General features: G+C 65.7%; 23 protein-coding genes and 1 pseudogene. 6 read left to right on the forward strand and 18 right to left on the reverse strand.

Features of this window, described 5'->3' with window-relative positions; translation table 11 throughout:
* Positions 1-256: 256 nt before the first annotated feature.
* From MYF83_RS38505 to MYF83_RS38545, 10 genes are all read right to left on the reverse strand, one after another.
* The gene (locus tag MYF83_RS38505) at positions 257-1,639 is read right to left on the reverse strand and encodes a replication initiator (RefSeq protein ID WP_248965753.1); all 1,383 of its coding nucleotides are present in this window, start codon (positions 1,637-1,639) and stop codon (positions 257-259) included.
* A 95-nt stretch (positions 1,640-1,734) separates the two neighbouring features.
* On the reverse strand, positions 1,735-1,872 hold the full coding sequence (locus MYF83_RS38510) for a hypothetical protein (protein ID WP_248965754.1): 138 nt from the start codon (positions 1,870-1,872) through the stop codon (positions 1,735-1,737).
* Positions 1,865-2,215: a hypothetical protein gene (locus tag MYF83_RS38515; protein ID WP_248965755.1), complete on the reverse strand. Its 351-nt coding sequence runs from the start codon at positions 2,213-2,215 to the stop codon at positions 1,865-1,867. Before MYF83_RS38515 ends, MYF83_RS38510 begins: the two co-directional genes overlap by 8 nt.
* 17 nt (positions 2,216-2,232) lie before the next feature.
* Positions 2,233-2,928: a DUF2637 domain-containing protein gene (locus MYF83_RS38520; protein WP_248965756.1), complete on the reverse strand. Its 696-nt coding sequence runs from the start codon at positions 2,926-2,928 to the stop codon at positions 2,233-2,235.
* 28 nt (positions 2,929-2,956) lie between these two features.
* Positions 2,957-3,211, reverse strand: a complete 255-nt coding sequence (locus MYF83_RS44055) for a hypothetical protein (protein WP_308201571.1) — start codon at positions 3,209-3,211, stop codon at positions 2,957-2,959.
* Positions 3,208-4,281, reverse strand: a complete 1,074-nt coding sequence (locus MYF83_RS38525) for an FtsK/SpoIIIE domain-containing protein (RefSeq protein ID WP_504975001.1) — start codon at positions 4,279-4,281, stop codon at positions 3,208-3,210. The genes MYF83_RS44055 and MYF83_RS38525 overlap by 4 nt, the downstream gene beginning before the upstream one ends.
* A 298-nt stretch (positions 4,282-4,579) precedes the next feature.
* A complete protein-coding gene (locus MYF83_RS44060; protein WP_248965757.1) occupies positions 4,580-5,728 on the reverse strand; it encodes a ThiF family adenylyltransferase in 1,149 nt (382 codons plus the stop codon).
* The gene (locus MYF83_RS38535) at positions 5,718-6,212 is read right to left on the reverse strand and encodes a hypothetical protein (RefSeq protein WP_248965758.1); all 495 of its coding nucleotides are present in this window, start codon (positions 6,210-6,212) and stop codon (positions 5,718-5,720) included. Before MYF83_RS38535 ends, MYF83_RS44060 begins: the two co-directional genes overlap by 11 nt.
* Positions 6,209-6,646 (reverse strand): hypothetical protein, encoded by a 438-nt coding sequence (locus MYF83_RS38540; protein WP_248965759.1) that lies wholly within the window; start codon positions 6,644-6,646, stop codon positions 6,209-6,211. The genes MYF83_RS38535 and MYF83_RS38540 overlap by 4 nt, the downstream gene beginning before the upstream one ends.
* A gap of 7 nt (positions 6,647-6,653) precedes the next feature.
* Positions 6,654-6,926 carry a hypothetical protein gene (locus tag MYF83_RS38545; protein ID WP_248965760.1) on the reverse strand — a complete coding sequence of 91 codons (273 nt, stop codon included), beginning with the start codon at positions 6,924-6,926 and terminating at the stop codon, positions 6,654-6,656.
* Positions 6,927-7,121: 195 nt separating this feature from the next.
* On the opposite strand from MYF83_RS38545, the gene MYF83_RS38550 reads away from it, so the two are divergent.
* From MYF83_RS38550 to MYF83_RS38570, 5 genes are all read left to right on the forward strand, one after another.
* The gene (locus MYF83_RS38550) at positions 7,122-7,487 is read left to right on the forward strand and encodes a helix-turn-helix domain-containing protein (protein ID WP_248965761.1); all 366 of its coding nucleotides are present in this window, start codon (positions 7,122-7,124) and stop codon (positions 7,485-7,487) included.
* 7 nt (positions 7,488-7,494) lie between these two features.
* Complete coding sequence (locus MYF83_RS38555; protein WP_248965762.1) at positions 7,495-8,070, forward strand: ImmA/IrrE family metallo-endopeptidase; 576 nt, start codon at positions 7,495-7,497, stop codon at positions 8,068-8,070.
* A 912-nt stretch (positions 8,071-8,982) separates the two neighbouring features.
* Positions 8,983-11,097, forward strand: coding sequence for a serine/threonine-protein kinase (locus MYF83_RS38560; protein ID WP_248965763.1), 2,115 nt, complete (start codon positions 8,983-8,985; stop codon positions 11,095-11,097).
* A gap of 1,189 nt (positions 11,098-12,286) precedes the next feature.
* Positions 12,287-13,270 (forward strand): hypothetical protein, encoded by a 984-nt coding sequence (locus MYF83_RS38565; RefSeq protein ID WP_248965764.1) that lies wholly within the window; start codon positions 12,287-12,289, stop codon positions 13,268-13,270.
* A 549-nt stretch (positions 13,271-13,819) separates the two neighbouring features.
* Positions 13,820-14,077: a hypothetical protein gene (locus tag MYF83_RS38570; protein ID WP_248965765.1), complete on the forward strand. Its 258-nt coding sequence runs from the start codon at positions 13,820-13,822 to the stop codon at positions 14,075-14,077.
* Positions 14,078-14,136: 59 nt separating this feature from the next.
* Here the strand turns inward: MYF83_RS38570 and MYF83_RS38575 are convergent, their stop codons facing one another.
* The 6 genes from MYF83_RS38575 to MYF83_RS38595 form a co-directional block, all read right to left on the reverse strand.
* Positions 14,137-14,364, reverse strand: coding sequence for a hypothetical protein (locus tag MYF83_RS38575; RefSeq protein WP_248965766.1), 228 nt, complete (start codon positions 14,362-14,364; stop codon positions 14,137-14,139).
* 203 nt (positions 14,365-14,567) lie between these two features.
* Positions 14,568-15,074: an HNH endonuclease family protein gene (locus MYF83_RS38580; protein ID WP_248965767.1), complete on the reverse strand. Its 507-nt coding sequence runs from the start codon at positions 15,072-15,074 to the stop codon at positions 14,568-14,570.
* Positions 15,075-16,311: 1,237 nt separating this feature from the next.
* Entirely contained in the window at positions 16,312-16,992 is a 681-nt protein-coding gene (locus MYF83_RS38585; RefSeq protein ID WP_248965768.1) for a hypothetical protein, read from the reverse strand.
* 130 nt (positions 16,993-17,122) lie between these two features.
* Positions 17,123-17,932 carry a hypothetical protein gene (locus MYF83_RS38590; RefSeq protein WP_248965769.1) on the reverse strand — a complete coding sequence of 270 codons (810 nt, stop codon included), beginning with the start codon at positions 17,930-17,932 and terminating at the stop codon, positions 17,123-17,125.
* Positions 17,933-18,017: 85 nt separating this feature from the next.
* Positions 18,018-18,152, reverse strand: a complete 135-nt coding sequence (locus MYF83_RS43420) for a hypothetical protein (protein ID WP_279340657.1) — start codon at positions 18,150-18,152, stop codon at positions 18,018-18,020.
* Positions 18,149-18,352: a hypothetical protein gene (locus MYF83_RS38595; RefSeq protein WP_248965770.1), complete on the reverse strand. Its 204-nt coding sequence runs from the start codon at positions 18,350-18,352 to the stop codon at positions 18,149-18,151. Before MYF83_RS38595 ends, MYF83_RS43420 begins: the two co-directional genes overlap by 4 nt.
* Positions 18,353-18,369: 17 nt before the next feature.
* Between MYF83_RS38595 and MYF83_RS43425 the strand changes: the two genes are divergently transcribed.
* The gene (locus MYF83_RS43425; protein ID WP_279340658.1) at positions 18,370-18,492 is read left to right on the forward strand and encodes a hypothetical protein; all 123 of its coding nucleotides are present in this window, start codon (positions 18,370-18,372) and stop codon (positions 18,490-18,492) included.
* 23 nt (positions 18,493-18,515) lie between these two features.
* Here the strand turns inward: MYF83_RS43425 and MYF83_RS44645 are convergent.
* Positions 18,516-20,054, reverse strand: a pseudogene (locus MYF83_RS44645) (ISKra4 family transposase).
* A gap of 71 nt (positions 20,055-20,125) precedes the next feature.
* Entirely contained in the window at positions 20,126-20,692 is a 567-nt protein-coding gene (locus tag MYF83_RS38615; RefSeq protein WP_248965773.1) for a hypothetical protein, read from the reverse strand.
* Positions 20,693-20,792 lie beyond the last annotated feature (100 nt).

The following is a 20,792-nucleotide window of genomic DNA, read 5'->3' on the forward strand; positions in this document are numbered from 1 at the left end:
CACGCACCTGCGGGTCAGGGATCTGCGGATCCGGCTTGCTCGCTCCCACGAAGGGATGTCTCCTTCCCCACCCTCGATGCAGAGTTTTGCGCCTGTTTGCTACCTCTATCCATTTTGGCAGGGAGGGGTTCGTCGTTCGGGAGCTGGAGGCAGACCGGGGCGCGGCCCAGCTCACGCCAGCGGTAGAAGGTCCGGCGGGAGACTCCGCCGAGTTCGTCGAGGACCTCAGGCAGCGTCAGCAGCTTGTCTGGGCGTGTCATCGGGCACCGTCCGAGCCACCGATCTGGGGAGTACCGGCCAGCGCGGCGGCGAGGAGTTGTTCGCCGGAGGTCAGGCCACGGCCGGCGTAGGCCCAGCGGGCTATGGTGACCGGCTGGTCTTCCGAGAAGATCGGGAGTCGCCCCGTGGTGATCTCGTGCTTTCGGGCATGGTCGATGCGTACCGATCGGAGTTTGCCGATGGTGGTGGAGTAGCGGCGGCTTCGGGTGGAGTAGTGGCCGCGGTAGCCGAGCATGTGAGCCCAATGGGCGAGCCGGAGTTCGGCCAGATGAGGCAAGGCGCCGAGGCGGAAGCATTCGGAGATCAGCCGCCGGGGGTGGTCACGAAGCCCGAGGGTGGACAGGTCTTCCAGCGGATAGATGCGCCGGTCGAGGGTGCCGACGCATTCGGCCGCTTTGGTGGCGTATTTGGCGACGTAGGCCGCAACGGCCTGTTCGGTCAGGTCTCCACCGGGAGTGATGGGCCGGATGTCGAGTTGCCGCCCCCAGCGCAGGACCCGTACCGGCTCGTGTGAGGTGGTGGAGATCTTGACGGAGACGGCGGGGGCGGCACCTTGCACGGCACTCGTCAACACGTCGGTTGTCGCCCAGGCCGGGGGCGGAGAGGTAGGCCCGTCGGGTCCGTCGAGGCGGATGACGGCGTGCAGGTGGACGACGCCGCGGCGTTGGTATTCGGCGACCTTGGCGTAGGAGAGGACCAGGTGCTCCCGCAGCTCGCGAAGGCTGAGCCCGCCTGCTGTGGCCAGTCTGCGGCGCAGCGCGTCGGCGAAGCGTGCCCACAGCAGGGAAGCGACGGCGTTGAACAGTACCGAGCCGGTGTAGTCGTAACAGTCCGGGCACAGTGGCTCGCCGAGGATCTCCTCGTCGGCGTGGTGCCGTGCACTACAGGAGGCCACATGCCCATGTGGGCAGGGGGTGGCGTCGCGCCGAGAGTGGCAGGGCAGGACCTTGCCGTTGTTCTCTCGCCGGGTGTGTACCGGCCCGAACGAGGGTGCGGTGAAGGTGACGAACAGGCATGGATGCCCGCTGACCGAGGGCGGGACGCCCTTGCCGCCGACAAGGCCGGCGCGGATGAGTTGGTAGGTGTCGCCGCGGTAGGTCTTGGCGCAGGCAGGGCAGCGGCTCGCGCGCCGGGTCTTGCAGGGCAGGCGGAGCACGCCCCCGGGTTCGCTGTGGGTGGTGTAGGTGTGCAGGCGCTGGCCGTTGGCGGGGTCGACGTGCAGGACGGTGCCGCGCATGTTGATGGGCTGTCGGCATCCGCCGGTCCGGCGGATCTGTGCGGCCCACCGGTCGTAGTCGGGACTGTCGAGGCGTGCGACCAAGCTGGCGATCGCGTGCGGATCGATGGTTGATGCGGGCAAGATGGAGTCCTCCTTTCACTCGTTGGGTGGAGGATGGCCCCCGACCTGGCAGGCGTCTTGGCGGATGTACGGCCAGGCCGGGGGCGCCCGGGGCATTAGGCCCCGAGGTTGTCCATGCCAGTGCCGAAGCAGTCGGCGCAGGTGTCGCCGAGGCTGTCGACTCCGGTGCCGTTGCAGGTGCAGCAGCGGTAACGGATGACGATCACCTCGTCTGCCGTGTCGCTCTCAGACATAGCCGTCAACAGGGCGGTCGTCGGGGATGACGCAGCCCTCGTAGCTGCATTCGGCCTGGTATCCGGCACGACGTTCAGCAAGCACCGCCACGGCCCTGTACGCGACCGGGCCGAACCTGATCGAGGTGCCGCAGTGGCCGCTGTGGGGGTGATCGGCCTCGATCTCGCTGCCGAGGTAGGCGGCCACTTTGTCGATGTCGGTGCACATCTGGTAGTCGGCGGCGCGGTCGGGGAAGTAGTAGGCGGTCACCTCCGGGGACGGGGTGGGGATGTCTGGGTTGGTGTCGAGGAAGTCGGCCAGGTCCCGAAGACCGGAGATCAAAGCGGCACGGTTGTCGATCATGATGGGTTCTCCCTTCTCTAGATGGGTTCGGATGCAGTTCGGAGGTGGCGCAGCAGGTCGGAGGCGAGTTGGTTGGACACACCAAGGCGGGCGCGGAGGTTGTCACGGTTGATCGGTTTGTGGTGCTGGGCGTGGTAGTCGCTGGCGACCTTGCGGGCGTAGTCGAGGAGTTCCGGGGAGGGCCCTGACCGATCGTCCCTGTCGTCCCGGTGACCCGGGACGAGTTCAGGAGCCGTCGAGGACGGCGGGACGAGTTGCGATGAGGACGAGGACGAGGTGCCTGATGCCGGGGACGGGAGTGAGGACGGGTCCGGGGATGGTGCAGGGCGCGGTCCGGTGGAGCGGCGTTCGAGCATGGAGACCGCGACGAGGAACGCGCCGGCCGGGGTGGCTGCGACCAGCCAGCCCCAGGCAGAGGGTTGGGCTTGATGGAGGTTGGCGGCCAGGGACAGGACGACGCCACCGGTCAGGACGAGAGTGGGCCAGGAGGCCCAACCGGTCCGCGCCCGTCCGGTCTTCTTGTCTCGCTGGCGTTCGCGGGCGGCCATGACACAGGTGAGGTCGACGCAGACCGCGATGGCCCAGGCCATCCAGCCGTGTTGTCCGTGTGCGGTGGCGGTGTCGCGGATGTGGGTGAACGATCCGGCGCCGGCGATTGCCGCCAGGATGATGACCGGTCCGGAGTCGGCCAGCCAACCGGCGAAGCGTCGCATCGTCTCCCCCTTTCTGATCGCGTGTGGGTCAGGCGTCCTGCAGTTCGGGGATGTCGGTTTCGGTCACCTCCCCGCGGTACTCCGGGCAGGTGAGGTCGTCCCAGGACGGGGTCAGGTGCCCGTAGGTACGGGCGGCATGTTCGGCGATCTGCTCCGCCACGTAGAAGGAGCGAGCGCGATACCACTGGCCGTCTTGAGAGGCGACGATGGCGACGCCGGGCGTCTCGGCCGGGATGGCGCGTGCAGAGACCAGCGCGGCGGGGTCGAGGTCGCCAAGGGTCATGGTCGCGGTTTCGGGGTCGTTGACCCGATGGCAGATCCGCCCCGAGCACTGAGCCCGCAGCGCGGTAACACCGGGGCCAAGGTCGGAGCCGATCCGCTGCCCGCACAGGAACAGGTAGATGCCGAACGCTCGCCCGAGTTGGGCGATCCGCAGCAGGCTGTGGAGGTTTTGGCGATCTCGTCCTTCTCGGACTTGTCGGCCATCAGGTACAGCTCTGCCAACTCATCGACCAGGACCACCACCGGCACCGGCCGCAGCGCCGCCGGGAGCTGCCAGATGTTGCGGGCACCGCCGGCGCGGCACAGGCCCATCCGATCGAGCATGAGGGCTACAAGGTCACCGAGCAGCGCGACCGATTCCGCACGGTTGGTGGCCAGCGCCGACAGACGGGGAGCGTACGGGGCGAATTCGACCCCGCCCTTGAGGTCGAAGCCGACCAGGGCGACCGGTTGCGGAGCCAGGCCGACGATCAGCGCGTTGGCCAGGTTCGACTTGCCGGACTGGGTGGCACCGGCATTGAGCCAGTGCGGGACGGCGCGGAAGTCGATCGTCCATGGCCCGCCGGTCTCCAGCTTGCCGACGATGACCTTTAGCAGCTCTCCGGAGGCCGGCAGGGTGTCGAGGCGGACCAGCGGGTCGCGGATCGTCACGGCCAGCACGATCCGCCCGGGGCGCGGGGAGGAGACCCGGACGGCGTGCACGCCCCAGGCGTGCGCGAGCCGTTCGGCGGCTTGGCTGTAGTCGGCCGGGATCCGCCCTTCCAGGAGGCGAACGGTGACGCGCCAGCCGTGCCGCGTGGGTAAGGGCAGCCACATCCACGGCTTGACGTCGACGGCCACCCGTTGGATGCGGCGGCGAACCTTGACGATGCCGGTCGAGGCGACCGCGCGGGGAACGACGGTGAACCACCAACGCTGTTGCTTCTTGGTCAGAGCGCAGCCGAGGGCGACCTTGCGCCAGGTGGCCCGCACGCTGATCGCGGTGAGGGTGTAGCCGACAAGCAGCCAGTACGAGCGGTAGTGTCGACGACGGGTGAAAACTGGATCTGGCCCACATCTCGTGATCGTTATGAGCCCAGTCGGGCTGGCTCACGTGGTGAGCAGTACGCGCTTGCGGAGCAAGTCGAAGCGGGCCCGCTCCCGGCGGGCCCGCGCCGCAGCGGTCAGTCCGCCACCCTCGGGATACCTCATCCCTCCTGCATAGACCCACGACGAACAGCCGTCACGCAACCAGCAGGCGACACTTACGTAACGTAACTCCCACCTTCAAAACTCTCTAGCTGTTGTCGCCGTTGACAGTGGTCAGATCCATGACACGGCCGAGACCGCATACGGGTTTTCCGAGGTGTTGTTCGAGCAACCGACGACCCTAGCGGGGTAGGCCATGCAGGTCGTCCTCAGTGAGGGCCTCGTCGCCTCGGGCGATGCGCGCCAGCGGTAGGCCGGTAGCTTGGTGGAGGCGCTGCTCGGCGGTCAATGTCGTGGTGCCGGTGGGGAAATAGCAGCGCATACATGGGCCTATGGGAAGACCTTCGTGCAGGCTGACCGTGGTGCCGGCGCGTCCGCCCGTGCCGCCGTCAAGGACAAGGTCGGCGTAGACGCGTTGGAGGTCGTGGCGTGCCGCGATGTTGTCGACGGCGCCGAGCACCGTCTGCGGCATCGGCTTGGTGCCCACGTCGATCTGGGCGATGAAGTCGTCAACCGTCCCGTGAACGCGGCGAATGTCCATGCGTTGGAGTGCTGCTTCGACGATGTCGACCTTGGGGAGTCGGGCGACGGCGTCTTGATCGGTTCCGAGGCTGTAGGTGATCACGTTGGGCGGTTCGAAGATCTGGCGGTCGACGACGGTCAGTTCTCCGGTTGCTTCGAGTGCATCGAGGATGAGCGCGACGGCGGTGCCGATTGCACCTGCGCCGATAAGCGCGAGCCGCACGACATGGAGGTGCTGGGGCGCCTGCTCATGCGGTGAGAAGAGTGCGACTGGGCAGAAGTCGAGCGCATCGATGTGTCGATGTGATCCTGGTCGGAGCGCGGTGACCGTCTTGAAGATCTCGCCGGTGAGCATAGCGGCGGTGAGGACGGCGCCGAGGCCGCTGCCAGCGTACCGCAACTTCGGAAACGGGTGTCCGGGCCGCCGGATGTGGGTGCCGTGTCCGTCGGGGGCGCCATTGAGGTGGGCGGCAGCGTGGTCGACACCGACCTGTACATGAAGCGCGTCCGGTGGTGCAGCACCAACCGTGATCGGGCGCTCCGGGTCGATACTGGCAGCGATGTGTACGACCTGGTCTACGAGGTCGTCACTCAGGCGCCTAGATCCGTGACCGGGGTCGAGGTTGAGCTGGATGGGCAGGCGCCTCAGGTCTGCGACAAGGACACGAAGGCACGTGCTGCTGCCGGGCACAGTGGTGTCCACGGAGATGTGGACCTGGGACGCTTCGATCCGAGCGCGAAGGCTGTCCGGTTCACCGCCCCCGGCGGTCCCGGCGAGCAGGAGGCTGCGGCTGTAGTCAGTCGGCACGTACACCATCTCCGTCGAAGACAACACTGTCAGTCGAGGTCACCGTCGGGTCGCATCGTGGCGCTTGAGTCGGTGTCCAGTCCGATGTGAAGGTCCACCAGCGCCACAAGGCGGGGTTCTCGGGCGGGTTGTCGAACGTGGGGACAACCGCGCTGCGGAAGCCCTTCACCCGCAGGCCACCCTCCCGGTCGGTTCGGGACAGGAACGCTCCTTCGGCGTGCGAGTGCACCATCGCGCGGACCTGCAGCTCGTTGCCTTCGGCCCAGGTGAAGATCGCGTCGAACGCGGGCATGGTGATGATGAACAACCCGTACTTGCGGACGATTCCGGTCGTGCCGGCGACCGCGACGACACTCACCGTTGAGTCGCCGAGCTTCGTGAGCAGGAGGCTGCCGGTCTCGACGCCGGCTTGGCCATACCGGCGGATGTCGGCGCAAAGGCGGATGGCGGCTGGAGTCGGCACGATGAGGTTGGGCTGGCTCATGCGGCTCGTGCACCCCCGACCCGGTTGATGTCCTCGACGAGGTTCTCGACGACGAATAGGAACGGATTGCCGGTGTTGCGCCAGGCATGCGGGCCGGTCGCCCATTCCGTGTGGAGGGCCTGCCCCTCGGCGGTGAAAGGCTTGCAGATGTCGTTCGGAGCGCGATATCCACTCGCCTCGGGCCAGCCCCGCGGATCACTGGTCGGCAGGCTGATCGCAGGAGCGAACAGCAACGATGGTGGACGGTGGGGATAGACCGTCCAGGAAATCCGTGCGACGAACTGGGTGCTGGCGGGAGCGGTGGGTTGAACGACCGCCCAGTAAAGACCTGCAGGGTCTTCTTCTCGGTGCACCAGCCGCCCGCCGGAGGAGGACAGGAACTCCTCCACCTGCGGGACGTCCCGTGCGAGAGTGATCGTGCTCTCGATATCCATTACCGGGTCAGCTCGCGCCCTGGATCGTCTCGGTGCGCAGCTTGAGGTGTAGAACGTGGGCGTGGCCCGCGATCTCCCCGACTGTCTTGTCGACGGGCACCTCGTCACCGTCGTGCTTGAGGTAGTACCGGGTGGTGCCGTCAGCGGCAACCCCAAAGGCCGCCAGGGAGTCTCCCAGCACGGTGCCGATCGTGACCGAGTCGGCGTACTCGCGGCGGTACGGCCGGTCGGCGGTCGCGAACGTGACCTTGACCTCGATGTCGTGGGGCTTGTTGGGCATAGCTGCTCTCTTTCGTGGAGGGAATCTTGGTGCCGGAGGGTGGGCGGACTTCGACTGGGGAACCCTCGGCGTGCTGCAATTGCTACATCGCAACGGGTGCCGATATAGAAATTGACCTTGCCACGGAGATGCCGATAGTGCAAGTCATTTCACCCATGCAATGATGGAGTGGTTCGACGAGCCGAGGGAGACGGGATGAGCGATGAGCCGGAGAAGGGCCGCTTCGACGCCGCAGCGTTCTATGCGGCGCTGGATCGGACCCGAGCGGAACGAGGGTTGCGCTGGAAGCAGGTAGGGGACGAGGCCAAGGTGAGTCCCTCGACGCTGACCCGGCTGGCCCAAGGCCGTCGACCCGATGTCGACAGTCTGGCCGCGCTGGTGGACTGGGCCGGACTGAGTGCCGACGACTTCGTTCGTCGGACGCAGCCGAGGCAGGAAGCGCACGGCACGCTCGCTGGCGTATCGACCTACCTGCGCGCCGACAAGAACCTGGACGACCGCAAGGCCGAGGCGATCGAGAAGGTCATCGAGGTCATGTATCGCCAGATGACGGAAGGTTGAGCCGACTGTGGGAAAACTGCGCACAGGCTTCCACAGCGAGGCAAACGGTATCGCCGCGTCCGTCCGAGCCGAGCTTCAGCTCGGAAACTTCGACCCGCTGGACCCGTGGAAGCTAGCTGCGCTCCTGGAGATCGAGATTCAGAAGCTCAGCGACATCGCCCGAGTAGAGCCAGCAGTCTTGTGCCTGCTGGAGGAGGACGACAAGTCGCTCAGTGCCGCGACCGTGTTCAACGGCTCGGAGCGGCGCATCGTGGTGAACGACGCGCACGGGCTTCCTCGGCAGTGCTCCAGCATCTGCCACGAGCTCGCGCATGGCCTGCTTCTGCACACCCCCGTCGTTGCGTTCAACGCCAGTGGCTGCCGCCGCTGGAACCAGGAGATGGAGGACGAGGCGGACTGTCTGGGCGGAAAGCTACTGCTTACAGACCAAGCCGCACGAGGTCTCGTCACGCGGAACGTCCCAGCGGACGTCGCTCAGCGCAAGTACGGCATCAGCCCCGAGATGCTCCGGTACCGCCTCAACATGAGCGGCGCCGAAAGGCTGCGGCAGAGCAAGACTCGCCAGCCTGCAAGCCGCCGGTAGTTGTCGGCCGGTACCACGTTCGTCCGGCTTGGATCTCGTGGACCACCTGCGCGTTGTCGCTTCGGACTGCGGAGTGAAACACGAGGATGCCCCCGACGAAGACGTCGGGGGCGTACTCGCGTGTTTAGGTGAGCGCAAATCGGCGTCCACAATCAGTGACCTATCGATCACGTTGCACATTTGCGGTTCTGCGATGTGCCCCGGCAGGGCGCCGAGCTGCGCCAACGTCAAGCCGGGTGGGCTCGATAGCCATCTCTCCGCACCTTCGCGTGAACAGCGGACACGGCCAGTTCGGGACCCTCAAGTACGGGTTGAGGGTTCATATGCTAACCCGCACATCCTGCCGGACCGAGCCGGACTGATCTGAACAGCCGGAGCCTCGTCGAACTGCACGTCGAACGGGTCTGAACCATCCTGGAGATCGTTTGGGGACCTACGGATCTCAATGTCAGGCTGAATCTGCTTCGGATGCGTTGCCGGTAGAGCCGTAGGAACGGGCGTCACCGCGAGCAATGCTTGAGACCTAATAGCAGTGCACGGCACCGGATGACTCCTACTTGAAACCCGGGGCTTGACTCCTATCCACAGACGGTGAGCTCCGGTGCCGTGCCCCTCACAAGGGCGGATGCGCTCCCGGCAAGACGAGGGCCATGATCGTGACCTGAGCCGTCCGCACGGTGACGTCTCCTTGCAACACGAGCCAGCGAGCTCTGTCCAGAGACTGACGTCCGCGCGGTGAGCTGGGGCCACGAACTGCTCATCGGATGTCGGGCCGCCGAGCCCTTCTTTTAGGGCGCTGCGTGACCTCGCACAGGCTCACACGCTGAGACTGCCGAGTCCGGTCCGCCAGGCGGCGATGATGTTGGGAGCAAATGCCTTGGCAGTCGGCCCTGAGGTGTGCGGAGGTGGGATGTGCGAGCCGGTATTGAGTTGGCTGGCCGCTACCGGTTGGAGCGGTTGCTTGGCCGGGGCGGGATGGGCGAGGTGTGGCGGGGCGTCGACCAGGTGCTTGACCGGCCGGTGGCGGTCAAGTTGTTGCTGGCCAACCTGCTGGGCGACGACCGGCTCCGCCATGAGGCCCTAGCACGGTTTCGACGCGAGGGAAGAGCAGCCGCGCGTCTGAACCACTCCAATATCACCGCTGTCTACGACTTAGGCGAACACCGGGATACCCGCAACGGCGTCGAGCTGACCTTTCCCTTCTTGGTGTTGGAGTTTTTGGAAGGACGCGATCTGAAGTCCGTTCTGGACGACCACCCCGGTGGCCTGCCACTCGGCCGCGTCCTGGACTATGGCGTCCAGGCCGCTGACGCGCTAGCCGCCGCGCATGCGGCCGGGATCGTGCACCGCGATATCAAGCCTGCCAACCTCATGCTGCTGGACAACGGCACTATCAAGGTCTGCGACTTCGGCATCGCCCGCCTGCATGGCGCAACCGCCGGCCTGTCGGCGACCGGGACGATGATCGGCACCCTGCTGTACATGCCGCCCGAACAACTCGAAGGCTACGAGGTGGACCACCGCGCCGACCTGTACGCCCTCGGCGCCACCCTTTATCACCTGCTCAGTGGCCAGCCTGTCTTCCCTGCCACGGATCTGCGGGCCCTGGCCTACATGCACGCCACGAAAACACCCACTCCGCCCAGTGCACTGCGGCCCGGTATCAGCCCCGATGTCGATCGCCTCATCACCGCTCTGCTCGCTAAACTCCCCGACGAGCGACCCGCCAGTGCCACCGACACCGCCGCCAGCCTGCGATCCGCTCGGTCCGAGAATGAATGGCGCATTGCCGAGGCCGAACGCATCACCCGCTTCATCACCGACCCTGACTATAGCCGCTCCCTGCTGGCCGAGGCCGAACACATTGTGCACTCCACCTTCCGAGGCGATATCGCATTGCGCGAGATCGCCGTGGTGGCGGCCTGGCATGACCCGGCTGAGGCCGAACGCATCGCCTGCTCCATATTCGGCCCGTACCCCACGGCCAACGCATTGCGCGAGATCGCCGGGGTGGTGGCGGGGCACGACCGTGACCATGCCCGCGCTCTGCTGGCCGAGGCTGAACGCATCGCACGTTCCATCACCGTCCTCCCGTGGCAGGTCGACACCTTGCGCCAGATCGCCATGGTGGTGGCCGGCCTTGACCCGGCTGAGGCCGAACGAATAGCCCGCTCCTTCACCGAACCTGACAGCCAGGCCCGCGCGTTGCACGAGATCGCCGAGGTGGTAGCCGGGCATGACCGTAACCATGCCCGCGCCCTGCTGGCCGAGGCCGAACGCATCGCATGCTCCATCCCATACTGTTTCAGCCGATCCTTGGCGTTGCGCGGGATCGCCGAGGTGGTAGCCGGGCATGACCGTAACCATGCCCGCGCCCTGCTGACCGAGGCCGAACGCATCGCACGCTCCATCACCGACCCGGAACTCGTAGCGCACGCGTTGCTTGACATCGCCGAGGCGGCGGCCCGGCATGATCGTGACCATGCCCGCGTCCTGCTGGCCGAGGCCGAACGCATCGCACGCTCCTTCCCCGATATTCCAAAATACGCAGCCCACACGTTGCGCGAGGTCGCCGAGGTGGTGGCCGGGAGTGACCCGACTGAAGCCGAACGCATCGCACGCTCCATCGCCGAGCCCGAAGACGCAGCCCACGCGTTGCACGAGGTCGTCAAGGTGGTGGCCAGGCTTAACCCCGCTGAAGCCGAACGCATCGCACGCTCCATCGCCGAACCCGAAGACGCAGCCCACGCCTTGCTCGGAATCGCCGAGGTGGTGGCCCGGCATGACCGTGACCATGCCCGCGCCCTGCTGGCCGAGGCCGAACGCACCGCACCCTCCATCGCCGGCAGCCCGGCCGCCGCGTTGCGCGAGATCGCCAAGGCAGTGGCGGGGCATGACCCGGCTGAGGCCGAACGCATCGCACAGTCCATCGCCGACCTCTTCAGCCGCTCCTTGGCGTTGTACGAGATCGCCGAGGTGGCGGGATACTTGATTCTGGGCATACCGGCGCGAACAAGCAGTAAGTAAACCAACCGACGCATCTTGGCGTGGGACAGGCTGTCGCCCTTGCCCACGGAAAGCGTATCCACGGCGGTACCGAAGTCGGACAGTGCGATGTCGGCTGGTCCGCGCCTCGGGCATCCGCCCGCTGATCGCCCGCCGAGGCGCCGAGCACGGGTCCCGCGGCCTCGGCGACCGCGCTGCGGTACGGCGACTCGCAGGGATCCGCCCTTCGACAGACGTCGCCGATACGGCTTGTCAGCCATCGACCTATCCCATCGATGTGGTCGACTGGTATCAGGGGTTTTGTCATGCGTCCGCGGCGGCAATGGCCGATCAGAGCTCGCTTCACGCTTTTCGCGGTGTGGCGGCCGGTGAGCTTGCACGCTGTGCGCCACAGTGCTCATGGTTGCCTCCCATGGGCTCGCCGGCCAGTACGCCAGCAACGAGGTGGCCGCCGTGACTCAAGGTGTGGTTTACATGGTCGAACGAGACGAGCTGCGCTCGACAGCCGTTTAAGGCTCAAAGGCGAGGTAGCCAGATGTTGCGGGCAAAGGAGTTCTAATGGCATATTCTGTACGTGAGTTCCATTGATCGTCTCCGTCGCCGCGACTCGGTCGACACCCGCCGCGTGCAAACGGCTGTCTTCGGGCATCCGTACTCGCATGAACCCGCTACCGTTCCTCCCGAATATGATGACGCCATTTATTTCCGTCACGACAACGAGGGTCAGGAGTTGTGGTGTGGCGAATGGTTGGGCGGATGCGGTCAACAGCTCTCAGCGAAGCTCTACAGGGATCGCCAATGCCATTTTGCGCACTTTCCGAACACCGACGGCATGGCCCCAACCTGTACTCGGCGTAATACCGGCATAGACAGCGCGGACCATCTTTATATTCACAACGGCCTCTCTCGCCTAACAGCCCATGACATCTACGACACCAAGGCGAATCGGTTCGATGGACGCCTACGTGAGGGTACATGCACGGATCTGACCGTATGGCCGCGAGACGACACACGGATCATCCAGGTCCAATTCACCAACCTTCCTAAGGACACGTGGATAGAAACAGACTGCAACTTTCGGAGCAGCGGGAGAACACCCGATTGGATGTTCGGTCCACGTGCCGCATTGTCCGCACGCTATTTGATTGATCGAGACGGGCATGCCTTCCACGTCCGATGTGACCAGCGGTCGGGAAACCGAGTTGTCCAAGTGGGAACGGAAACGCGCGATGGCAACCTCTTCTGGAACGACCTGCATGAATGTCAGTTCACAGAGCAAGGGTTGCTGACGCAAGCCCTGCGCCAACAAGTAAGACTTGCTCTGCCACACACCGGCACGCCACAGACTCCCATAGACCGTGACGGAGGCACTGACGGCTTCCCACTCGATGCCAAGGATATAACCATCTTCCCTTCGGACGCCGCCAAGCCAGTCGGTGGCCCCGGAATACCTGAGGGCTCCCATTCTTTCCCTGCTCACGTTATGCACAAACAGAAAGGGTGGATTACCGAGGCGCGAGTCCGGCTTCCCGATCAACCTTTCAATTTCGACGTCGACGCAACCTACCGCCTATCAGGGGGAGCTGTAGCCGACAAGAGATGGGCGTCGGAGACTTCTCTGTTGATTATCTCTGCTCCAGGAATCGAACGCGTGGATTCTGCGCCACAGGCAGAAACTACTTCAGTTGACGAAAAAGTCATCCGCGCCACCATCAAAGGCGAACATGTCACAAAAGATCACGCTACGCACGAATCTTTAGACAGGATTCTTCGACAACTCCGGGACGCGAGGGCGCGTAATGACCTGAGTAAGGTCGAGAGGCTGATCGCCGAGGCTAAAAAGATCATGCCCAGAAATGTACTCTTCAACCGAGAACGTGATGAACTCCACCTGCTTGAGCACTGGGCTCGCGGTCGAAGAGAGGTAGTTACCCAGGAGCAGATGGCTCGACTAAGGAGCCGTACAGCATCGCAAAACGTGTCATCCCCACTCCGCGACTCGCTGTCTGGTCTGATAACGGAGATGCGCGGAGCAAAGCGGGCCGGAGACACAGAACAAATGTCCGAACTTCTGCCAAGAGCTAAACGGCTGTTAAAGGAAGCCCCGTCAGTCGGTTTCGGGTTCGAACGGAAGAAGATCGACGAGTATGAGCGATGGCTACGTAAAGTGATCTTACCGATCTGGCACGAGTAGAGTAGTTCGGCAACTCCTTCGTACCGCGCGACTGACGACCGTCGGCGGCTCACCTCAACGACCACGGTTCATTGCGCTCGCGGGCGACCATGCCTAGTTGCAGAACGGCAATGAGAACCTGCCGCGCACCCGAAGTAAGAGCGGGGCGCGAGGCGCGCCCTCGCGATCGGGTAGCCCCTCCTGCTCTGCAATAGAGTTTTACATGTCGACGAAGTCCGCCTTGGCAGCAGTGGCATCTTCCGAGGCAGCGTTTCCGACGTCGTAGGCAGAGTCGCCTACGGTCGACCCAAAACAGGTGGGTCTTATATAGCGATCTAAGCGTTACAGAAGGGGCCCAATTCGAGCTTCGTCTGCGACCGGCCAAGACGCACCCGCTGGCAAGGCTGCTGCAGCCATGGGCCTCGTCACCGGGTTACCCGGGTAAAGGTGACAGCAGCACTGACAGGAACGTCCCCCGTACAAGAGCATTCTTCGACAGTCGCTCCCAACCCTCTGACCACAGTCTCCGTCACCCGAGCAAGGCGATCGCTGGGCCTGGCCCGAAAATCGGTGAGCTCGATACTTTCCGCCGCAGTCGTGGCCGGCGGCCTGCTCATCACCCCCGCCGCCATCGGCGCCGCTGACGCCTCCACCGCCGCGGCGGCGTGTAAGTACAGGCAGTCCGGCAACCACTGGGTGTGCATCACCCCCGGGGCGTTCTGCCCCGCGGCCGCACACAAGAAGTACGGGTACGCCAAGATCACAAACAAGCGGTACCGGTGCACCTTCGCGAGCGGCGACATCCGGTGGAGGTGGCACCGCGCCTGACCCTCGCACATGCGACAGCGCCCCGGCACCCGCGTGGGGATGCCGGGGCGCTGTCTTGCTCAGGTGAGGTCGAACCCTTGGAGTCCTTCAGGCAGGCCGTGTTCAACGGCGAGGACCATCGCAGCGTGGACCCAGTGCCCGTCATGCCCGACGACCTTCAATGGCCCTCCGGCGACCGTGTACCACTCCTCCGCCCCGGTGTACTGGACTCGGATGGCGGCCTGGTCCCCTGCGACCTCTGTGACCAGCGTGAGGTCTCCGGTGATGACGCCAACCTCGTCGGTCATCACACCCCCAGGGCCCGCCTCGACTCGGGACTCGCGCCTCTCCATCACGGGTGCTGGGTGTCTGTGCAGATGTCGAGCATCCCGTCTAGCGCTGTCTTCTCGTCTGCGGTCACAGCCAGACCATAGTGGTGCTTCACGTCCGTCCACGCCCGCGCGTACACGCACCAGTAGGACCGCAGTGGAGGCTTCCACTGGGCGGGGTTCTAGTCGCCCTTGGCCCTGTTCGAGGTGGCGGAGACGGCGATGAGCTGCGGGTTGGTCAGGTCGTTGGCGAACTGCTGCCGCTTGGCGGTACTCCAGGCGTCCGCCCCCGAGCGCCAGGCGTTCGCCAGAGGCACGACGTGGTCGATGTCCACCTGACTGGCTGAGGTCAGCTTCTTGCCGTCGTACTGCGAGTGCCATGTGCCAGTGACAGCGCGGCATTGGGAGTCGCGGAGCACGTCCTCCCCGTCTCGTTCCAGGACGACCTCGCGGGTGCTGCACGAGTCACCTTGATCCGACCAGTGCGGGAATCGGGCCCGCGAGTATCCAGTCATGGCGTGCGGCTGGGCGACAGCCAGCTCCGCGAGCTCAGCGCGAGCGATCGAGGCGGGCGACGGCTCAGGCAGCTCGGTAGGAGCGGCGGACGCCGGCGGCGCGACAGGGGCCAGTAGCAGGGCGGGCAGGCAGGCTGCGGCAGCGGCGAGACGCCGCGGGGATGCGATCAGCATGCAGTACGGATATCGCCTGCTGATCACCCGCCCGGTCCGCTTTGCCCCCTCTTGACCTGTGGTTTTCTATCCTGCGCGGCGTGGGAGCGCAGTGGATCGGCACGAACGGCATCGAGGTGGAGCACCTCGCCGACCCGCGGACCAGCCCTCAGCGCCAATAACCAGGGCGGACAGTCCTTCTGCCTCGGCGCACAACACCACGTCACCGCAGGTCAGGGGAGGTCTGTTGGATTCTGCTCCATTGCTACTGGGACCCCAGCATCAGGCCCCCGCTCGGCTGTACGGGGCCTGATGCTGGGATGCTGGGCGATGATGTCCTGGCCAACTGGTGCCTGTGTCGATGTCCGAAGTCGCCTGCACAGATGTCCAAAGTCCTGTGCACACGCCTGATTAGGCCTGGCTGTTGATCATCCGGAGCAGCTCGGCGTGGGTCTCGCGGTCCGCCGCGGCTGGCTGATCTGGTCGAGTTGTTCCGCTGGCCAATCGCCGTAAGTCGTCGTAGGGCAGCCGTCGATTCGATCGAATCGACGGCGGAGACCCAGCCGAGGGCGGCAATCGCGGTGCAGCTGGACGGGCAAGCTCGGGTGGGTGGTTAACAGGGAGAGGGAGACCGACGTCAGAGGCAACGTCTTTCCGTCGCTCCCGGACGAGTGCAAGGGCGGAGGGCGGAGGGTGGCGGGTGGCCACCAGGACGCCGAGAAACGGCCGGTAGGGCGACCCTCTTTAAGTGACTGAATCGACGGCGGGCCAACCACTTTCCCGCACCACGCGTCTCACCTATGTCTCGGGGACATACCACCCGAGGAGACCATGCGATGACCGTCCAAACGCCCGCCCCTGCGCCTTTAGCAGCGCCTGCGGGGAGAAAGCAGGTTTTCCGGGCTGCGCTCCTCGGGGCCCTTGTTGGCGCTGTCGTGGCGCTGTCCGGCGGGTTGGCCGTCGCAAAGATGACCGGGATGTTCGACGGAGCACCAGGCGCGCCAGGAGCCGCCGGGCCGATGGGTGCGCCCGGGATCGAGGGATCGCCAGGTCCTCCGGGCTTGCCCGGGATGAGAGGACCAGAAGGAAGGCCTGGACGTGACGCACCGCTGATCCCACCCCGGCCCATCGGGTGTCCGGTCGGGTTTTCGGAGACGACGATCTCGACGCCTTGGTTTCCATCCAATGCCGCCTACGGAACGAACCCGCAGTGGATCGACCGTCGCGTGTGCGCCAGGTGACGCCCTTTGAGTGCCCCTCAGGGGCTAGATGATTGATTCCAAGCCGTCTGGGTGGAGCCGATCGACTCGGCGACGAAGGACGCGGCGCCGCGGGCGGAGTTCGCGGTGCCACCGCGCAGGCGGGTGGCGGTGATGACCGGGGCGGCCAGCGGAGTCGACAGTGTCGAGGCGAGCACGTTCAGGCCGCGTACCAGCACACTCTTGCCTTGGATCTTCGTGTGGCCGAACCCGGCGCCTTGCTTGGCTCGCCCGTAGATGCGTTTCTGCATCGAGTCCAGATCGAGGAAGGCCAGCACGTCCGCGCCGGGCAACAGCGGCGTGTGCGCGGCGAGCCGGGTCAGCAGGGCGCGGCCCACCTTCCCGAGCTGCCGCACGTTTCCCCAGTTCAACGCCCGCAGGAACGAGCCCAGCGTGGACGGGGCCCGAATGCCGTCGCACAGTTTGGCCATCCCGCCGTGCCGCAACGCGTCCAGATTGTCGATCGAATCGGCTCCGGCAACCATCCCCGCCACGATCGAGGCGAGCTTGGCGGGGGTGCCGGCCCCCTGGGGGCCGGCGACGGTCACGTGCTCGCTCGCCAGTCCGGCCAGGTCGCAGCGCTCAGCCAGCCGCATCACCGGCTCCAGGCCCGCGTAGGCGACCAGGTGTTCGTCATCGAAGATCGCATGGGCCCTGGCGGGAGCGTGAGAGAATCGCATTTACGACGTGCCCTCTTGGTTTGGCGGACGGAAGCGTAGAGAACTCCCATCCTCCCAGCTCGGAGGGCATCGTCATGTCCGGGTGGCGTTCAACTCCCAATACCGGCCGGTGGATCCAGGCTCAGGGGGTTTACTGGATGTACTCGCCCCCGATGGTGTTCTTGACCTCGACCGCGAAGTCCGGGTCCTCATTTGCGAGGACCACCCAGTTCCGGCCATACACGACGGGCCGACTTCTGGTGTTCAGCAGAAGCAGCCTCATCTGCTTGGTGATGTTCACGTAGATGTTTCCGCTGCCTGACCAGCACTTCCCCGCAGGCTCGTTCAGCCTGCTCGTTCCGAACTCCGCATCCCCGCAGGCCACACCCAGTTCGTTGAGGGTGTCGATGAGTTCTTGAGGGGATGCGAACTTCCCACCGTCTGCCCGCCGTACAAACGTCGAGGTCGGCTGCGGCGTCTCGTCAGAATGCTCGTCCGTAGCCTGCTTACCCCAGTTGAGCGTGCGTGCGGCGGCGGCGCAGTCCTGGTCGGCGCAAGCGAGTTCCACGAGAGGGTACTTCTCGATATTCGTGCCGAAGTAGCCCCCGGTCGCGTACACCATGCGATCGAAAACCTCGGGCCGCGTTCCGTACTTCTCAAGCTCATCGCTGTTGTTGTACACAAACGCATACGCCTTGCCACACACTGAGACATTGCTGTCAGGGATGCCCTCGAACCCCCTGTCATCGCGTGTACAGGAGTAGCCAGCCACCTGGAGCTGCTGGATGACCTCCTGCGGAGTGGCCGTCCGCTGGACGGCCTGCGGAGTGGCCGTCCGCTGGACGGCCTGCGGAGTGGCCGTCCGTTGGACGGCCTGCGGAGTGGCGACATCCGGTTGCCCACCGCATCCGGACACCAGCGCGAGCGCCAGGGCCGCGAGTGCGGGCCTTGCATACTTCATGGTTCCTCTCGGGGGGTAGTGCGTCCCCTGGAACGCTCCCGGGACTGGAGGTGATTTTCGTCGGTTTGTGGCTATTCCGCCAGATCTACCTCTGTGCCGATGCGAACCGACAGCTCGGCCCACTCGATCGGTTGTCGATGTCGCGGAGCACGATCTGCGAGGCCAGCTCGCGAAACGCGATGCGGCTGGCGGGACTGATCAGTTCGCGGCCGATGCTCATGGCGGGATCACCTTACGTCGGCGAAGGGGGTCAAGGCCGAGCGGCGGCTGCTCACCGGTTGCCAGCCACGCCCATGTCATCAACGAGATCCGGTAGATGCGGTGAGAGGAGGTGCTGATACCGGCCGAGAGCAGGTAGGCCTCGATCGCTTCCGCGTAGTCTCCGGGCCGGTCGTCGTGCAGCGGCAGAAGCTCAGCCATCGGCCCTGGTGGGAAGCATGTTGCCGAGTCCATCATCGCTGCCGTACGGCCACTCCGGCGAGGGCAGGGTGTACCCGGAGTTCATGCTGGCCTTGGAGGCGCTGGTCTCGCCGAAGCAGTGGAAAAGCAGGTGGGTGTAGCTCGTCGTCAGTGACCGGAGCGATCAAGCGGTGAGGGCGTATCCGTCCTGGTAGCGGGTCTGGTGGACACGTTCGTGTTGTCGGGCGAGGTGGTAGCGCCAGTAAGCGTCGAGATGACCGTTGGCGGTCACTGCGCGGAGTTTCAACACCGCTTCGGCTCCGGCCAGGCCCCAGCGTGCTCCGGCGAGATCGAATCTATCGGCGATCAGGTGGCGGCAGGCGCCTTCGATCACGCCGGTCGCGATCGGCCATCCCGCTTCGAGCGCTTGGTCGTAGCGCAGGTGTTCGGCGTTGTTGGTCAGGGAGCGGATGCAGGCGTCGATGCCGTCGCGGCGTCGGGCGCTCAGCGTGGAAGCCTGCGTGGTGAGGCTGGTGACGACCCGGCGGTGTGCCCGGCCAACAGCGCCAGGGCGTGAGCGGCGACCCAGTCCTCGGCGGCGGGAGCGGCGGGCGGGTGCACTCTCCAAGCCGCCGCCCACAGTTTCTCCAAGACTGGACGAAATCGATGACGATGTGAACGTGCACGCCGCGGCGGACGGCTTCGGCCGCGATCAGCTCAAGCTGATGCCGGGCTCCACCGACGAGCACGACCCAGGGCCGAGCATGGGTCGGGTCGCGGGCTTCGGCGTGATCGAAGACCTGGGCGATAACGGTGCCGGTGTCGGTGATGACCGAGCCGCACAGCCACTTGCGCATCGCGCGCGGTCCGGCTCGGGGTGGACGGTGCCCGCCTCGTCCACCCGGCACGGCGATCACATCGTGCGGTCGTCGGGGTGCGGGTTCGGCGTCGTAGACCACCCCGAGGGTGGCCATTCTTTTACGGGCTGGTTTCTCCCCGGCTGCCAGCCGGGTCCGGAAGGTCGCCCTGGCTCGAGAGGCGGCCTTGGCGGTCGCGGGCCGCAGCGCCCCGGGGCGCATCGCGATGCCCTTGCCGTCCACGCTGAGTGCCAGCACCGTGGACGGCGTGCACGGAACGAGGGTCTGCTCGGCGTAGAAGGCGTCGACATCGACCGCGGCCTCCTGCACCAGCTGCTCGATCTGCCGTTTGCCGATCACCTGGCCGCGGCGCGCGGTGATCGCCGCGTGCGCGGCGTCGAACGATCCGCGCACCGTCTCGATGACGGCCAGCTTCGCCAGCCCGGCCGAGTGCCGCACCATCGGCAACGACAACGCCGCGTCCGCCGGATACACGTTGCTCACTCCCGGGGCGCGCCAGGCACATCGGGTGACGGTCACTGTCCCGACCACCGTGGCCAGCAGGCGGTGATGCCCCATCTCACCCACCATCGCACCACGCCGTCGGTCCCGGCCACCCCCAGGGCCGCCTCCCCACGGCGGGCGCTGTGGACATGTTGCCGCTCGCGTAATGCCCGCAGATCAAGGTGCGCCTGCAGCAGCCAGCGTTGCAACACACGCCCCCGCTCGACGATCGTTTCCTCCTGCTGATCATGTGTCAGCGTTCCGGCCGCCGGGGCGGTGAGCTGTCCGATCAGACAGTTGAAGGTGTTCTTCGCCTCCGCAAAGACGTCAGCGGCGACGGCTGCGTCGTACGGTGCCTCCACAGGGCTCTTCCTTCATCCGGGACGACTCGGTTGGCACCTTCGAACCTGACGGCGGAAGAGCCCTGTCACAATCACCAGCCGGTGACGAGGCGATGCGATCTCGCGACACCCCATCGACCTGCCCGGCCACCTCGACAGCCACCGGTTCGGTCACCCGCGAACAACCCCGGCCCGTCCTCACGCGACCAACCACGATCCACCAGCCGCTTGAGTTTCGACCGCAGCCCCTCCCGCTTGGCCTCATCCGGCAACCCCAACGCCACCGCGATCTGCCCAGCCCGCAACGCCCCGCCGGCATCGACCATGATCTCCACCGCGTCCCGGTACACCCGCGGCAACACCGACACCCCCCGACCCGGCCGCCACGGCGGCACCGTCACCACACCAAGCACCGACGGCTGCGTGTCCGCCGCTTCGACCACGTCGACCACCCCGGCGCTGCCTGCGGGCTCCCGGACCAGCCGGGTCGCAGCCCCCAGGATCTCCTCCACCGTCTCCCGCGTGATCACCAGCCGCGACAACCGGTCTTCCTGCGCTTCCAGCTGCGACTCCAAACCGGCGATCTGCTCGCGAATCTCCTCGATCTGTTGCCGGACCGCAGCCTCCCGCCGCGCCAACTCCTCCAGCAACGAACCCATCGCCACCACCGCCTCAAACGCCTGCACCCACGGTAGACGGCGGTCCCCCGATCAAACAGCCGTGACCGCAAAGGACCAGCTCAGACACTCATTGAGTGCG

Source organism: Sphaerisporangium perillae, from assembly GCF_023276435.1.
Taxonomy (GTDB): domain Bacteria; phylum Actinomycetota; class Actinomycetes; order Streptosporangiales; family Streptosporangiaceae; genus Sphaerisporangium; species Sphaerisporangium perillae.

Bases quoted from the DNA above. Each gene is read 5' to 3' on its own strand.
- MYF83_RS38510 (WP_248965754.1), bottom strand. From the start codon at position 1,872: ATGTCTGAGAGCGACACGGCAGACGAGGTGATCGTCATCCGTTACCGC.
- MYF83_RS38515 (WP_248965755.1), bottom strand. From the start codon at position 2,215: ATGATCGACAACCGTGCCGCTTTGATCTCCGGTCTTCGGGACCTGGCC.
- MYF83_RS38520 (WP_248965756.1), bottom strand. From the start codon at position 2,928: ATGCGACGCTTCGCCGGTTGGCTGGCCGACTCCGGACCGGTCATCATC.
- MYF83_RS44055 (WP_308201571.1), bottom strand. From the start codon at position 3,211: ATGACCCTTGGCGACCTCGACCCCGCCGCGCTGGTCTCTGCACGCGCC.
- MYF83_RS38535 (WP_248965758.1), bottom strand. From the start codon at position 6,212: ATGAGCCAGCCCAACCTCATCGTGCCGACTCCAGCCGCCATCCGCCTT.
- MYF83_RS38540 (WP_248965759.1), bottom strand. From the start codon at position 6,646: ATGGATATCGAGAGCACGATCACTCTCGCACGGGACGTCCCGCAGGTG.
- MYF83_RS38545 (WP_248965760.1), bottom strand. From the start codon at position 6,926: ATGCCCAACAAGCCCCACGACATCGAGGTCAAGGTCACGTTCGCGACC.
- MYF83_RS38550 (WP_248965761.1), top strand. From the start codon at position 7,122: ATGAGCGATGAGCCGGAGAAGGGCCGCTTCGACGCCGCAGCGTTCTAT.
- MYF83_RS38575 (WP_248965766.1), bottom strand. From the start codon at position 14,364: ATGACCGACGAGGTTGGCGTCATCACCGGAGACCTCACGCTGGTCACA.
- MYF83_RS38580 (WP_248965767.1), bottom strand. From the start codon at position 15,074: ATGCTGATCGCATCCCCGCGGCGTCTCGCCGCTGCCGCAGCCTGCCTG.
- MYF83_RS38585 (WP_248965768.1), bottom strand. From the start codon at position 16,992: ATGCGATTCTCTCACGCTCCCGCCAGGGCCCATGCGATCTTCGATGAC.
- MYF83_RS38590 (WP_248965769.1), bottom strand. From the start codon at position 17,932: ATGAAGTATGCAAGGCCCGCACTCGCGGCCCTGGCGCTCGCGCTGGTG.
- MYF83_RS43420 (WP_279340657.1), bottom strand. From the start codon at position 18,152: ATGAGCATCGGCCGCGAACTGATCAGTCCCGCCAGCCGCATCGCGTTT.
- MYF83_RS38595 (WP_248965770.1), bottom strand. From the start codon at position 18,352: ATGGCTGAGCTTCTGCCGCTGCACGACGACCGGCCCGGAGACTACGCG.
- MYF83_RS43425 (WP_279340658.1), top strand. From the start codon at position 18,370: ATGTTGCCGAGTCCATCATCGCTGCCGTACGGCCACTCCGGCGAGGGC.
- MYF83_RS38615 (WP_248965773.1), bottom strand. From the start codon at position 20,692: ATGGGTTCGTTGCTGGAGGAGTTGGCGCGGCGGGAGGCTGCGGTCCGG.